Origin of the sequence: Kribbella sp. NPDC056861 (assembly GCF_040687575.1) — a bacterium.
Lineage (GTDB): Bacteria > Actinomycetota > Actinomycetes > Propionibacteriales > Kribbellaceae > Kribbella.
The window spans coordinates 18,639-31,135 of the sequence record NZ_JBFBNQ010000002.1; the positions used below are offsets into that span (position 1 = coordinate 18,639).

11 protein-coding genes and 1 tRNA gene are annotated in these 12,497 nt (G+C 68.1%); 5 read left to right on the forward strand and 7 right to left on the reverse strand.

Annotation, left to right across the window (positions count from 1 at the left end; translation table 11 throughout):
- Positions 1-58: 58 nt before the first annotated feature.
- From AB0P21_RS07130 to AB0P21_RS07140, 3 genes are all read right to left on the reverse strand, one after another.
- Positions 59-130: transfer RNA gene (locus tag AB0P21_RS07130), tRNA-Val, on the reverse strand.
- Positions 131-163: 33 nt separating this feature from the next.
- Positions 164-643, reverse strand: a complete 480-nt coding sequence (locus tag AB0P21_RS07135; RefSeq protein WP_363694474.1) for a peroxiredoxin — start codon at positions 641-643, stop codon at positions 164-166.
- Positions 644-665: 22 nt separating this feature from the next.
- Positions 666-1,112 (reverse strand): DUF3052 family protein, encoded by a 447-nt coding sequence (locus AB0P21_RS07140; RefSeq protein ID WP_363694476.1) that lies wholly within the window; start codon positions 1,110-1,112, stop codon positions 666-668.
- Positions 1,113-1,433: 321 nt separating this feature from the next.
- Between AB0P21_RS07140 and aceE the strand changes: the two genes are divergently transcribed.
- Positions 1,434-4,163, forward strand: a complete 2,730-nt coding sequence (gene aceE / locus AB0P21_RS07145; protein WP_363696459.1) for a pyruvate dehydrogenase (acetyl-transferring), homodimeric type — start codon at positions 1,434-1,436, stop codon at positions 4,161-4,163.
- A gap of 60 nt (positions 4,164-4,223) precedes the next feature.
- Here the strand turns inward: aceE and sfnG are convergent, their stop codons facing one another.
- Positions 4,224-5,333: a dimethylsulfone monooxygenase SfnG gene (sfnG, locus tag AB0P21_RS07150; protein ID WP_363694477.1), complete on the reverse strand. Its 1,110-nt coding sequence runs from the start codon at positions 5,331-5,333 to the stop codon at positions 4,224-4,226.
- Positions 5,333-6,550: an acyl-CoA dehydrogenase family protein gene (locus tag AB0P21_RS07155; protein WP_363694478.1), complete on the reverse strand. Its 1,218-nt coding sequence runs from the start codon at positions 6,548-6,550 to the stop codon at positions 5,333-5,335. The genes sfnG and AB0P21_RS07155 overlap by 1 nt, the downstream gene beginning before the upstream one ends.
- A gap of 172 nt (positions 6,551-6,722) precedes the next feature.
- Between AB0P21_RS07155 and AB0P21_RS07160 the strand changes: the two genes are divergently transcribed.
- Complete coding sequence (locus AB0P21_RS07160; RefSeq protein ID WP_363694480.1) at positions 6,723-8,192, forward strand: oligopeptide:H+ symporter; 1,470 nt, start codon at positions 6,723-6,725, stop codon at positions 8,190-8,192.
- On the opposite strand, the gene AB0P21_RS07165 is transcribed toward AB0P21_RS07160, so the two are convergent.
- Positions 8,189-9,604, reverse strand: coding sequence for an alpha/beta hydrolase (locus tag AB0P21_RS07165; RefSeq protein WP_363694481.1), 1,416 nt, complete (start codon positions 9,602-9,604; stop codon positions 8,189-8,191). The two genes, AB0P21_RS07160 and AB0P21_RS07165, sit on opposite strands and share 4 nt — an antisense overlap.
- 130 nt (positions 9,605-9,734) lie before the next feature.
- Here AB0P21_RS07165 and AB0P21_RS07170 point away from each other — a divergent pair, with 130 nt between their 5' ends.
- The 3 genes from AB0P21_RS07170 (at position 9,735) to AB0P21_RS07180 (ending at position 12,218) form a co-directional block, all read left to right on the forward strand.
- Positions 9,735-10,997, forward strand: a complete 1,263-nt coding sequence (locus AB0P21_RS07170) for a histidine kinase (RefSeq protein ID WP_363694482.1) — start codon at positions 9,735-9,737, stop codon at positions 10,995-10,997.
- The gene (locus AB0P21_RS07175; protein WP_363694483.1) at positions 10,994-11,599 is read left to right on the forward strand and encodes a response regulator transcription factor; all 606 of its coding nucleotides are present in this window, start codon (positions 10,994-10,996) and stop codon (positions 11,597-11,599) included. Before AB0P21_RS07170 ends, AB0P21_RS07175 begins: the two co-directional genes overlap by 4 nt.
- 82 nt (positions 11,600-11,681) lie before the next feature.
- On the forward strand, positions 11,682-12,218 hold the full coding sequence (locus AB0P21_RS07180; protein ID WP_363694484.1) for a hypothetical protein: 537 nt from the start codon (positions 11,682-11,684) through the stop codon (positions 12,216-12,218).
- A 31-nt stretch (positions 12,219-12,249) separates the two neighbouring features.
- On the opposite strand, the gene AB0P21_RS07185 is transcribed toward AB0P21_RS07180, so the two are convergent.
- Positions 12,250-12,497 (reverse strand): hypothetical protein (locus AB0P21_RS07185; RefSeq protein ID WP_363694486.1); only part of this gene is annotated, 248 nt, incomplete at its 5' end.

The following is a 12,497-nucleotide window of genomic DNA, read 5'->3' on the forward strand; positions in this document are numbered from 1 at the left end:
AGAAAGTCGGCGGCCTCTCCAGCGTGTCGCGACGGACCCACTGGGAGGGGGTGAGAGGTGGGCGCTGAGGGGATCGAACCCCCGACATCTTCCTTGTAAGGGAAGCGCTCTACCGCTGAGCTAAGCGCCCTCTTGGCCGCCGTCGAAAGGCGGAGCGAGGAGTCTATCCGAGATCGGGCCGAAGGCTTGCCAGGGCCTCCGCGTAGCTGTCCGGGTCGCGCGCTTCACCGATCGCGTTGACCACCGACCAGCGCACGATCCCGGCCTGGTCGACCACGAACGTGCCCCGGACCGCGCAGCCGCGCTCCGGGTCGAACACCCCGTACGCCGACGCGATCGCGCCGTGCGGCCAGAAGTCGCTGAGCAGCCCGAACTCGAGCCGCTCCGCCTCGGCGTACGCGCGCAGGGTGAACATCGGGTCGCAGGAGATCCCCACGAACTCCGCGCCGGCAAGCAGTTCGGGCCGGTCGCGGAGCGCGCCGAGTTCACTCGTGCACACCCTGCTGAAGGCATACGGGTAGAACACCAGCACGACATCCCGCCGGCCCCGGTACTGCGAGAGCCGGACTTCTTCGCCGTGCTGGTTCCGAGCGGTGAAATCCGGTGCCTGGCTGCCGGCCCTGGGGACGACGAGGCCAGTCACCGATCGATCCCGGCCGCCAATGTCACCGTCTGACCTTGGGCGACTTCGGCAGCACCAACTTCGTCGCCGACCAGTCGTCGGTGACGCTCAGGCTGCTGGTGGTCTGCATACCGGCCGTCGGCGCCGCCTCGGCGACCTCGGCCGCGTCGACGTAGCCCTCCCGGCCGACCTTGGGAGTCATCAGCCAGACGGCTCCACCGGCCTTCAGGTCGGTCAGTGTCTCGAACAGGGCGTCGACCAGATCCCCGTCGTCCTCACGGAACCAGAGCAGGACGACGTCAACCGCGTCGTCCGGGTCGTCGCCGGTGAATTCCTCGCCGGTCAGTTCCACGATGGCGTCGCGGAAGGCGTCGTCACAGTCGTCGTCGTAGCCGAGCTCCAGCACGACCGTGCCGCTCTCGAAGCCGAGACGGCTCGCCATGTTCGGCTCGCCGCTCTTGCCGTCCGCGTGGTCCGCGGTCGCGCTCACGTTTCCTCCTCCGTCGTCCCCGGTAGCCGGGGGTAGGCGTCAGTAGCAGTAGTCCATCGTGGTCTACCGCGTCGCGCAAGTATGCACGAGGGTTCCGTGACGTGTCCGGTATCCGCATGCCGGACACGGTGCGTGTCCGCTGGAACCGGCCGATTCAGGCGAGTTCGGGCGGCGTGGTGGATGCGAAGTAGAACGCATTCCGGTCAGGTGACAGGATTACCAGTGCTCCGACAACTCAGCACTGGAGTAGTACCGACTAGACAGACAGGCAGGACACCCGTGGCTTCCGGACACGAACCACCAGCCATCATCACCGAGGGGATGCCCACCCAGCTCCCCGACATCGACCCCGACGAGACTCGGGAATGGGTCGAGTCGCTCGACGCCGTGCTGGACGAACGCGGCAAGGCCCGAGCGCGCTACCTGATGCTCAAGCTGATCGAGCGAGCCCGGGAGCGCCAGGTGGGTGTGCCCGCGCTGCGGAGCACGGACTACATCAACTCGATCCCGCCCGAGCGCGAGCCGTGGTTCCCCGGTGACGAGCACATCGAGCGGCGGATCCGGGCCTTCATCCGGTGGAACGCCGCGGTGATGGTGAGCAAGGCCAACCGCAAGGGCCTGGAGGTCGGCGGCCACATCGCCACCTACCAGTCGGCGGCGAGCCTGTACGAGGTCGGCTTCAACCACTTCTTCCGGGGCAAGGACGCGCCCGGCGGCGGCGACCAGGTCTTCATCCAGGGCCACGCCTCCCCCGGCATGTACGCCCGGGCCTTCCTCGAGGGCCGGCTGACCACCGACCAGCTGGACGGGTTCCGCCAGGAGGTCTCCCGCGGCCCGCACCAGGGCCTGTCGTCGTACCCGCACCCGCGGTTGATGCCGGACTTCTGGGAGTACCCGACGGTCTCCATGGGGCTGGCCGCGCTGGACTCGATCTACCAGGCGCGCTTCAACCGGTACCTGCACCACCGCGGCATCAAGGACACCTCCGACCAGCACGTCTGGACGTTCCTCGGTGACGGCGAGATGGGCGAGCCGGAGTCGCTCGGCGCGATCGGCCTGGCCGCCCGCGAGGAGCTGGACAACCTCACCTTCGTGATCAACTGCAACCTGCAGCAGCTGGACGGTCCCGTCCGCGGCAACGGCAAGGTGATCCAGGAGCTGGAGGCGTTCTTCCGCGGCGCCGGCTGGAACGTCATCAAGGTGGTCTGGGGCCGGGAGTGGGACGCGCTGCTGGCGCAGGACCACGACGGCGCGCTGGTGAACAAGATGAACACCACGCCCGACGGCCAGTTCCAGACCTACTCGGTCGAGTCCGGCGAGTACATCCGGAACAACTTCTTCGGCGGCGACCAGCGGCTGCAGGCGATGGTGCGGAACCTGTCCGACGAGGACCTGCGCAAGCTGCCCCGCGGCGGGCACGACTACCGCAAGGTCTACGCGGCCTTCAAGAGCGCCAAGGAGCACGTCGGGCAGCCGACCGTCATCCTGGCCCAGACGGTCAAGGGCTGGACGATCGAGTCGCTGGAGGGCCGCAACGCGACCCACCAGATGAAGAAGCTCACCTCCGACGACCTGAAGACCTTCCGCGACCGGCTCTACCTGCCGATCGAGGACAAGGACCTCGAGGACGCCTACAACCCGCCGTACTACCACCCCGGCAAGGACTCGCCGGAGTACCAGTACATGATGGAGCGGCGCTCCCAGCTCGGCGGCTTCCTGCCCGAGCGGCGGGTCAAGCCGAAGACGCTGAAGCTGCCTGGTGACGACGTCTACAAGCCGCTCAGCAAGGGCAACGAGAAGACCCCGGTGGCGACCACGATGGCGCTCGTCCGGCTCTTCCGCGACCTGATGAAGGACCCGGAGATCGGGCACCGGATCGTCCCGATCGCGCCCGACGAGTACCGCACCTTCGGGATGGACTCGATGTTCCCGACGGCGAAGATCTACTCGCCGCACGGCCAGCAGTACGAGGCGGTCGACCGTGCGCTGCTCCTTGCCTACAAGGAGTCCGAGAAGGGTCAGCTGCTGCACGAGGGCATCAGCGAGGCCGGCGCGATGGGCTCGATGATCGCGGCCGGTACGGCGTACGCGACGCACGGCGAGCCGATGATCCCGTTCTACATCTTCTACTCGATGTTCGGGTTCCAGCGCACCGGCGACCAGCTCTGGGCGCTCGGCGACCAGCTCGGCCGCGGCTTCGTGATCGGCGCCACCGCGGGCCGCACCACGCTGACCGGTGAGGGTCTGCAGCACGCCGACGGTCACTCGCCGCTGCTCGCCTCGTCGAACCCGGCCGCCGTGCACTACGACCCCGCGTTCGCCTACGAGGTCGCGCACATCGTCAAGGACGGCCTGCGCCGGATGTACGGCTACGGGCTGGACAAGGACAAGCCGTACGGCGAGGACGTCTTCTACTACCTCACCGTCTACAACGAGCCGGTCGCGCAGCCGGCCGAGCCGAAGGATCTCGACGTCGCGGCCCTGCTGAAGGGCATGTACCGCTTCGAGGAGTACCAGACGGCCTCCGGCGACGACGTGCCGCGGGTGCAGCTGCTCGGCTCGGGTGTCGCCCTGCCGTGGATCCGCAAGGCGCAGAAGATCCTCGCCGAGGAGTACTCGGTCGCCGCCGACATCTGGTCGGTGACGTCGTGGAACGAGCTGCGGCGCGAGGCGATCGCGGCCGAGGAGCACAACCTGCTGCACCCGGACGAGGACGAGAGGGTCCCGTTCATCACCGAGCAGCTGAAGGACACCAAGGGCCCGGTGGTCGCGGTCAGCGACTTCATGCGCGCGGTCCAGGACCAGATCTCCCGCTGGGTGCCGAACGACTACACGTCTCTGGGCACCGACGGCTGGGGCCTGGCGGACACCCGGGCCGCCGCTCGCCGGCACTTCCACGTCGACGCCGAGTCCATCGTCGTCGCCACCCTGGAGATCCTGGCCAAGCGCGGCGACGTCAAGCGCGAGGTCGCCAGCGAGGCGGCCCGCAAGTACCGGATCGAAGACCCGACCGCGGTGGCCGGCGTCAAGCAGGAAGGCGCCGGCGCCTGATCAGGCTCTGAACGCTTGAACGGGCCACCCCAGCAATCTGCTGGGGTGGCCTTTTCGTTTTCAGACTGTGGCGAGTTCCAGTTCTGGCTGGGTGCTCGCGGCTTCCAGTTCCCGGACCAGCGGCAGGACCTTGGCGCCGAAGTACTCGATCTCCTCCTGGAAGTGCAGGAACCCCGCCAGGATCAGGTCGACCCCGCGGCGGCGGTAGGCGACGATGCGTTCGGCGATCTGCTCCGGCGTGCCGATCAGCTGGCTCCGGAAGCCGTCGTTGTACTGGACCAGGTCCTCGAACGACGAGTCGGCCCACATCCCCTTGCCATCAGGCGCCGAGGAGCCGGCCTGGGTGACCGCGGACCGGAAGCCCTCGACGGCAGGCTTGTTGGCCTTGGCAACGATCTCGCGGAGTACCTCGCGGGCTTCCTTCTCGGTGTCCCGGGCGATGACGAAGCCGTTCAGCCCGAACTTCACCTCTCGCCCGGCGGTCCGCGCGGTACGCCGTACGTCGAGCAGCTGTTCGGTGACGCCGTCGTAGTCCTTGCCGTTGGAGAAGTACCAGTCGGAGTACTTGCCCGCGTTGTCCCGGGCGGCGCTCGAGTTGCCGCCCTGGAACAGCTCCGGCACGACCGACGGCTTGGGTTTCAGGGTGAAGTCGCGGATCCGGTAGAAGTCGCCGGCGAACTCCACGTCGTCCTCGGTCCAGAGCTTGCGCAGTACCTGCAGGAACTCCGCCGACCGCCGATACCGCTCGTCGTGCTCCAGCCAGTGCTCGCCCAGCGCGGTGAACTCGCCCTTGAACCACCCGCTCACCACGTTGACCGCGAACCGCCCGTTGGACAGGTGATCCGCCGTCGCCCCGAGCTTCGCCAGTACGCCGGGCTGCCACAGCCCCGGATGCACCGCCGCGATGACCTTCAGCTTCTCCGTTGCCAGCAGCAACGCCAAGCTGAAGCTGGTCGACTCGTGCTGGAACTCCGCGCCGTACGACGCCGTGTACCGGACCTGACTCAGCGCATACTCGAAGCCCACCTGTTCCGCGGTCTGCGCCAGCTTCTTGTTGTACTCGTAGTCCCACCCGGTCCGCTGCTCGATGTCACTGGTCACCAGGCCGCCACTGACGTTCGGCACCCAGTACGCGAACTTGATCGCGTCCGAGACGCGTTCCGTCGTCATCAGGAGTACCAGGTCGGCTCAGGCAGCTCGCCGGTCAGCACGTGCCGACCGACCTCGCGCCGCTTGTACGCCACCGGGTCGTGCAGCGTGTGGGTCCGGACGTTCCGCCAGAACCGGTCCAGGCCCTCCTTGCTCGCGGTCGACCGAGCGCCCGTCACCTCGAAGATCCGGCTGGTCACCTCGAGCGCGACCTCGGTGGCCCGAGCCTTCACCGCAGCCACCCGTACTTCGTGCTCGCCGCGCTGCTGGGCGGTCACGGTCCAGGCGTTCTCGTGGATCTGCTGGCCCTCCAACGCGACGGCGTCGGCGAGGGCTTCGGCCGCCCAGAGCTTCGCCTGCAGATCGCCGTACACGTCAATGACATAAGGCTCTTCGGCCGGTGTCGAGTAGCCGCCGTGCAGCCAGGAGCGGCTCTTCTCGCGGGTGTAGGTGAGCGCCGTCTCCAGCGCGCCGCGGGCGATGCCGAGGTAGAAGTTCACGAACACCAGCTGGATCGTCGGCACGTTCAGCGTGTTGTAGACCCGCGGCTCGAAGGTCTTGCCGACGAAGCCGGCCGCCTGGTCCCAGCCGACCCGGACGTGGTTCAGGCTGACGCTGCCGCTCTCGGTCAGCCGCTGGCCGAGGTTGTCCCAGTCGTCGTGGAAGGTCAGGCCCTCGATGTCCGACGGCACGATCGCGAAGACGTGCGTGCCGCTGTCGAGCAGGGTGCCCTCGAGCACGGTGACGTCGGAGACCTTGCTGCCGGTCGAGAAGCTCTTGCGGCCGTTGAAGACGATCGTGCTGCCCTCGTCGGCGACCACGACATCGGAGTCGCGCGGATTGACCGCGCCGCCGAAGAACCACTTGTTCTTGGTGGCCTCGGCCTCGACGTGCGCGATCTGCTCCTTGGTCCCGACCAGCCGGGCGGCCCAGAACCAGAGCAGGTGATAGCCGAGCAGCTGGCCGATCGAGCCATCGGCCTCGGAGACCGTCCGGATCACCTGGTACGCCGTCGGCCAGGTCTGGCCGCCGCCACCGTGCTCGGCCGGACCGAGCAGCGTGACCAGGCCGGACTCCTTGAGCAGCCGCACCTCGTCGTACGGCGTGGCGCCGGCCCGGTCGCGTTCGACCGCGTCGACGGCCAGGATCGCGGCCACCTCGGCGGCGCGGTGGATCCACTCCTCGGGCGTGCCGGGGTTGGCGGTGGAGAGTGCGGGGCGCTGCGTTTCAGTGGTCATCGAAAGCTCCTTCGGGCTCGGCGAGTTTTTACCTCAATGTCGATGAAGTTACTGGACATTGACGCTCCGCAGTCGCCGTCTCAACCTCCGGACACTCCCCCGAGTGGTCGTTGGCCGAGCCAACCGACTACGGTCAAGAGGAACGTTTTCGAGTGACAGGGAGTAGTCGAGCGTGTCGGAAACGCAGCAGCAGGACGTGGCCGGGGAGAAGCAGTTCTTCGGGCACCCACGGGGGTTGATGACGCTTTTCACCACCGAACTGTGGGAGCGGTTCAGCTACTACGGGATGCGCGCCATCCTGTTGCTGTACCTGACCGACCAGGCGCACGGCCTGGGTCTCGGCCAGTCGCTCGGGCAGGCGGTCGTCTCGATCTACGGCGCGTCGGTCTACCTGCTGTCGGTGCTCGGCGGCTGGTTCGCCGACCGGGTGATCGGCGCCCGCCGGACGGTCCTGTACGGCGGCAGCGTGATCGTGACCGGCCACCTCGCGCTGGCGATCCCGGTCGAGGGGCTCGCCTACGTCGGCATCGCACTGGTTGCCCTCGGCACCGGTTTGCTGAAGCCGAACGTGTCGACGATGGTCGGCAACCTGTACGCCAAGGACGACACCCGGCGCGACTCGGCGTTCTCGATCTTCTACATGGGGATCAACATCGGCTCGTTCAGCGCGCCGTTCGTGGTCGGCTTCCTGCGCCGCGAGTTCGGCTTCCACGTCGCCTTCGCCGCCGCCGCGGTCGGGATGACGCTGGCCCTGATCGCCTACGTGCTCGGCCGTCGTACGCTGCACGGCCGCGGCGACACCCCGCCGAACCCGCTCACCGCCGAGGACCGGCCGACGATGATCAAGATCACCGTCGCCGTCGTCGCGGTGCTGGCGATCGTCTTCGCGCTGTCGGCCTGGGCCTCCGGCGGGGTCGGCCCGAAGCCGGTCGTCGACGCGATCTCGTACCTGTGCTTCCTGGCCCCGATCGCCTACTTCACGATGCTGCTCCGCAGCCCGCTGGTGACCACGCCCGAACGCCGGCGGGTCCGGGCGTACATCCCGCTGTTCATCGCCGCGATGCTGTTCTTCATGGTCTTCGAGCAGGCCGCGACGACGCTGACGACCTTCGCCGCCAAGCGGACCGAGCTGGAGGTCTTCGGGGTCGGCATCACGCCGGAGTTCTTCGCCTCGGTGAACCCGTTCAGCATCATCGTGCTGGCGCCGGTGTTCGCGGTGATCTGGATCAAGCTCGGCGATCGCGGGCCGAGCATCGGCCAGAAGTTCGCGACCGGGTTGCTGCTGGCCGGCATCTCCTTCGCTGTGATGGCGCTGGCCTCTTCGGTAGCCGGCGAGTCCTTGGCCTCACCGCTGTGGCTGGTCGTCGTTTACGTCATCCAGACGCTCGGCGAGCTGTTCCTCTCCCCCGTCGGCCTGGCGGCCACCTCGCTGCTCGCTCCGAAGGCGTTCAACAGCCAGATGATGGCGCTGTGGTTCCTGGCCCCGGCGGCCGGCCAGGCGATCACTGCCCAGCTCGTGCAGGCCACCGAGGGCGCGTCGGACACGTCGTACTTCGGCGGTCTGGCGATCGTCACGATCGCCTTCGCGCTGGTGCTCTACTTCCTCGCGCCGTGGATCCGCCGGCACGCGGACTCTCGCTAGGCCGGGCAGAAGGAGTCGCGGGTTCGCCGGTCGCTGGTGAGGAAGTTGTCGACCGCGGTGTTGCCGCACTGGTTCGCAGCGCCGTAGGCACCGTGTCCGCCCTGATCGACCGTCACGAGCCGGGCCCGGTCACCGAGGGCGGCTCGCATCTGACGGGCGCCACCGATCGGGGTGGCCGGGTCGCGGAGGTTCTGCAGGATCAGGACGTTCGACGGCCCGGCATCGGTGATCCGGACCTTGGGCTCGGTCGGCGACGGCCAGTAGGCGCAGGCCCGGATGTTGGCGGCGAGCGGGCCGTACATCGGTGAGCGCACCCGATCGACCGCGACATTGACCTGGTACGTCGTCACCGATCGCGGCCACTGGTTGTCGCCGCAGATCACGGCCAGGTAGCCGGCCTGGAAGTTGTCGCCGGGGTCGACACCGGGGTTGTCCGGCAGCGTGTTCGTGTCGATCTGCTGCCAGAGACCTGCGAGCACCGGGAACAGGCTGTCGGCACGAATCAGGCCGCTGGTCGTGGCGCGGAACGCAGTACCGTCGAGTCCTCCCTGCGGCTTCTTGTCCAGCCGCTCGGCGAGTTCGAAGTACTTGGCCCGGACCGCTGTCGGCGTCGTACCGAGTGCCTTCGCGTTGACCGCGGCCCACTTCCCGAAGTCCGGGAAACGGGTCTCGAAGCCGGAGCCCTGACCGCGCAGCGCGCCGACCGTGTAGCCCTCCGGCGGCAGGCTGCTGTCGAGGACGACCCGGTCGCTGCGCTGCGGGAAGAGCGTTGTGTAGACGGCGCCGAGGTAGGTGCCGTACGAGCCTCCGTAGTACGAGATCTTCGGCGCGCCGAGGGCTGTCCGGATCCGGTCCATGTCCCGTGCGGTGTTCGCCGTACTGATGTACGGCAGCAGGCCGGCGGTCTTCGAGGTGGTGCACTGGCTGGCGACCGTCTTCGCGATCTTGGCCGCGGCGACGACGTCGGACGACCTGTGCGGGTACGGCGGGTTGGACGTGTCCGCCTGCTGCTGGGGCGTCAGGTTGCAGGTCAGCGGCGCGCTCTTGCCGACCCCGCGTGGGTCGAAGCCGATCAGGTCGTACGCGTCCAGCACTCGCTGGGAAGCTTTCAGATCGTTCGGTCCCGACAGCCCGGCCAGTCCGGGGCCGCCGGGATTCATCAGCAGCACACCACGCCGCTTCTCCGGATGCTTACTGGCCTTGCGCGAGACCGCGATCTCGATCGTCGGGCCGGCCGGTCGGTGGTAGTCGACCGGGACCCGGACGGTGGCGCACTCCAGCCCGGCCAGCGGTTTGCCGACGCATGGGGTCCAGCTCAGGGGTTGCGGCTTGGCCTGCTCACGGGTGCTGGCACCTGAGATTCCCGCGGTGACCACGGTCACCGCCATCGCAACAATTGCCGCTGGCAACATCCTGCGCACGGTACGTCCTCCTGTCAGCTGGTTTCCTGCGAACGGACTCCACCGAACCACAGCCTGATCACGGCGACCCCTGCCATTTGGTACGGGTCTCGGCACGGAACGCCGACGTACGATGGCCGCCATGACGGACCGTGGAGCCGACGAGTTCTCGGCGCGGCACTGGCCGGACTGGACCTTCCTCGGCAGCCAGCACAGCTCGATCCACCGGACCCGCCTGATCGCGATCGCGGCAACCGGCGCTGCGTTGGCCGCCCTCACCGCGCAGACCGTGGTCTTCGTCGCCGATCGCTACACCGGCCTGTACGCCGTACTGGCGATCGGGCTGGTTGCCGGCTACGCCCTCGTCTGCCTGCTGACGCTTTGGTTCGGGCCGCTGTCGTCGCGACGGACCAGGGTCAGACTGGTGACCGTGACCTTCCTGGTCGGCGCGGCCCCGGCCGTGCTGCTCAACTCGCCGGTCCTGCTGTCGAATCTGACCTTCGCTGTCGCGATCACCTTGATGCTGCTGCCGTTGCGGGTCTCGCTGCCGCTGAGTCTGGCCGTCGCGGCCGGCCAGGTCGGGTGGATGCTGACGAGCACCGGCAGCGTCGACTGGCGGGCCGTGTTCTCGCTGGTCGGGGTGACGATTGCCTTGGGCATCGTGTTCGCCTTGGCGTTCACCATTGGGCAGCTCCGGGCGGCGCGCGAGCAGGTCCGGCAGTTGGCTGTCGATCAGGAACGGGAGCGGTTTGCTCGCGATCTGCACGACATCCTTGGGCATAGTCTCTCGACGATCACCGTCAAGCTCGGGGCTGCTCGGCGGCATCTCGAGGTGGCTCCGGATGTCGATGCCGCCGTGGTTGAACTGCGTGAGCTCGAAGCGCTGTCGCGTCAGGCGCTCTCGGATGTTCGCGACACAGTGTCGGATCAGCGCGCTGTGTCGCTGGTTGCCGAATTGGCTGGGGCCCGGTTGGCGTTGCGGGCAGCCGGGGTGCGGGCTGATCTGCCTGCTGCGGTTGATGATGTGCGGCCGGAGTTGCAGGGGGTGTTCGGGTACGTCGTACGGGAGGCGGTGACGAATATCTTGCGGCACTCGAATGCTGGGCGGTGCAGCATTCGGATTGGGCTTGATTGGGTGGAGATCAGGGATGATGGCGCGGAGATTGCCGCTGGGTATGGCTTGATCGGCCTAGCCGGGGACGGCCCGGTCGGGCCCGCAGGGCATGGCGCCGTTCAGCCCACGAAGTCCTCTGCTGGTGGCCACATCGGCCCCTCAGGGCACGGCCTCATCGGGCTCGCCGAGCGACTCGCGGCCGTCGGCGGCAGCCTCGAACACGGCCGTGCCGCCGACGGCGGCTTCCGGATCCTCGCGCAGGGGCCTGGCCGTGCTGTGAGCGCTTTGTGATCCGCGTCCTGCTAGCGGACGATCAAGCGCTGGTCCGAGGCGCGCTGGCCTCGATGCTCCGCCTCGAACCAGATCTCCAAGTCGTCGCCGAACTCGGCGACGGAACCGAAGTACTCGACGCCGCCCGCCGGACCACACCGGACATCGCCTTGCTCGACGTCCAAATGCCCGGCCGCGACGGTCTAGCGGTCGCAGCCGAGCTCCGCCACGCCGTCCCAGCCTGCCGAGTGATCATCTGCACGACCTTCAGCCGCCCCGGCTACCTGTCCCGCGCGCTCGCAGCCGGTGCGGCCGGCTTCGTGGTCAAGGACTCCCCACCCGAGCAACTCGTCGACGCCATCCGCCGCGTCCACACCGGCTTCCGCTTCATCGACCCCGCCCTCGCCGCCCAGGCCCGCGGGATCGCGGTCAATCCCCTCACCGACCGCGAGGCTGACGTCCTCCGAGCCACCGCCGAAGGTGGCACCGTCGCCGACGTCGCCGAGTCCGTCGGCCTCTCGATCGGAACCGTGCGCAACCACCTGGTCTCGGCCATCGCCAAGACCCAGGCCCGCACCCGAGCCGAAGCAGCCCGGCTGGCCGAACTCAACGGCTGGCTCTAGCGACTGCCTCAAGCCAGCGAGGGAGGCAGTTCACTCGGGCGGGTGAGGACGCAGTACGGCGTACGGCTGGATGCTCGGTGGTATGACTGAGCATCCCGTCCCGCGGTGGGCCTATCGGCTCGCACATGTGATCCCGTTGCTGACACTGCCTTCCGGGCTGTGGCGGCTCGGGTTGGTCGCTGGTTCGTCGATGGGGATGCTCGACGATGCTGGGCAGCCGGTTCACTTGCATGGGTTTGGTGAGTCGCTTTATGTCGTCTGTCTGAGCCTGTTCGCTGAGGCGGTCGCACTGACTGCCTTCGGGCTGGTGAAGCCGTGGGGCGAGGTGGTGCCGCGGTGGATCCCTTGGCTGGGTGGGCGACGCGTGGCGCCGTACGCGGCGATCGTGCCGGCGACGCTTGGTGGTTTGTCGCTGATCGCGATCTGGACGTATGGCTTCCGGGATGCATTTTCTGGGGATTTCATCCCGCTCTCCAGCGATGGGGCTGCGGTGCTGATGATCAGTTGCTATGCGCCGCTGCAGCTCTGGGGGCCGGCTCTGCTGGTGCTTACGTGGGCGTATTACCGGAGGCGGTGTGGTGCGGGGGCTGCTGCTCGGGGCGAGCGGGTTGGTAGCTGAGGTCGTGGGCGCGCACAAGGACAGGCAGTAGTCAGCGCTGGAGGCACGGCGGGTGGTGCCGCCAGGCTCCGCGGGTAGGCCGGGGTGGCACATCTGCCTGTCGTTGTGCACGGTTTGTCGGCGTACGGCGAACGGCAGCAGGTGGCCGGCGTACCGCGTGACAGCGGCAGGTGGCCGGCGTACTGCGTGACAGCGGCAGGTGGCCGGCGTACTGCGTGACAGCGGCAGGTGGCCGGCGTACTGCGTGACAGCGGCAGGTGGCCGGCGTACTGCGGTACG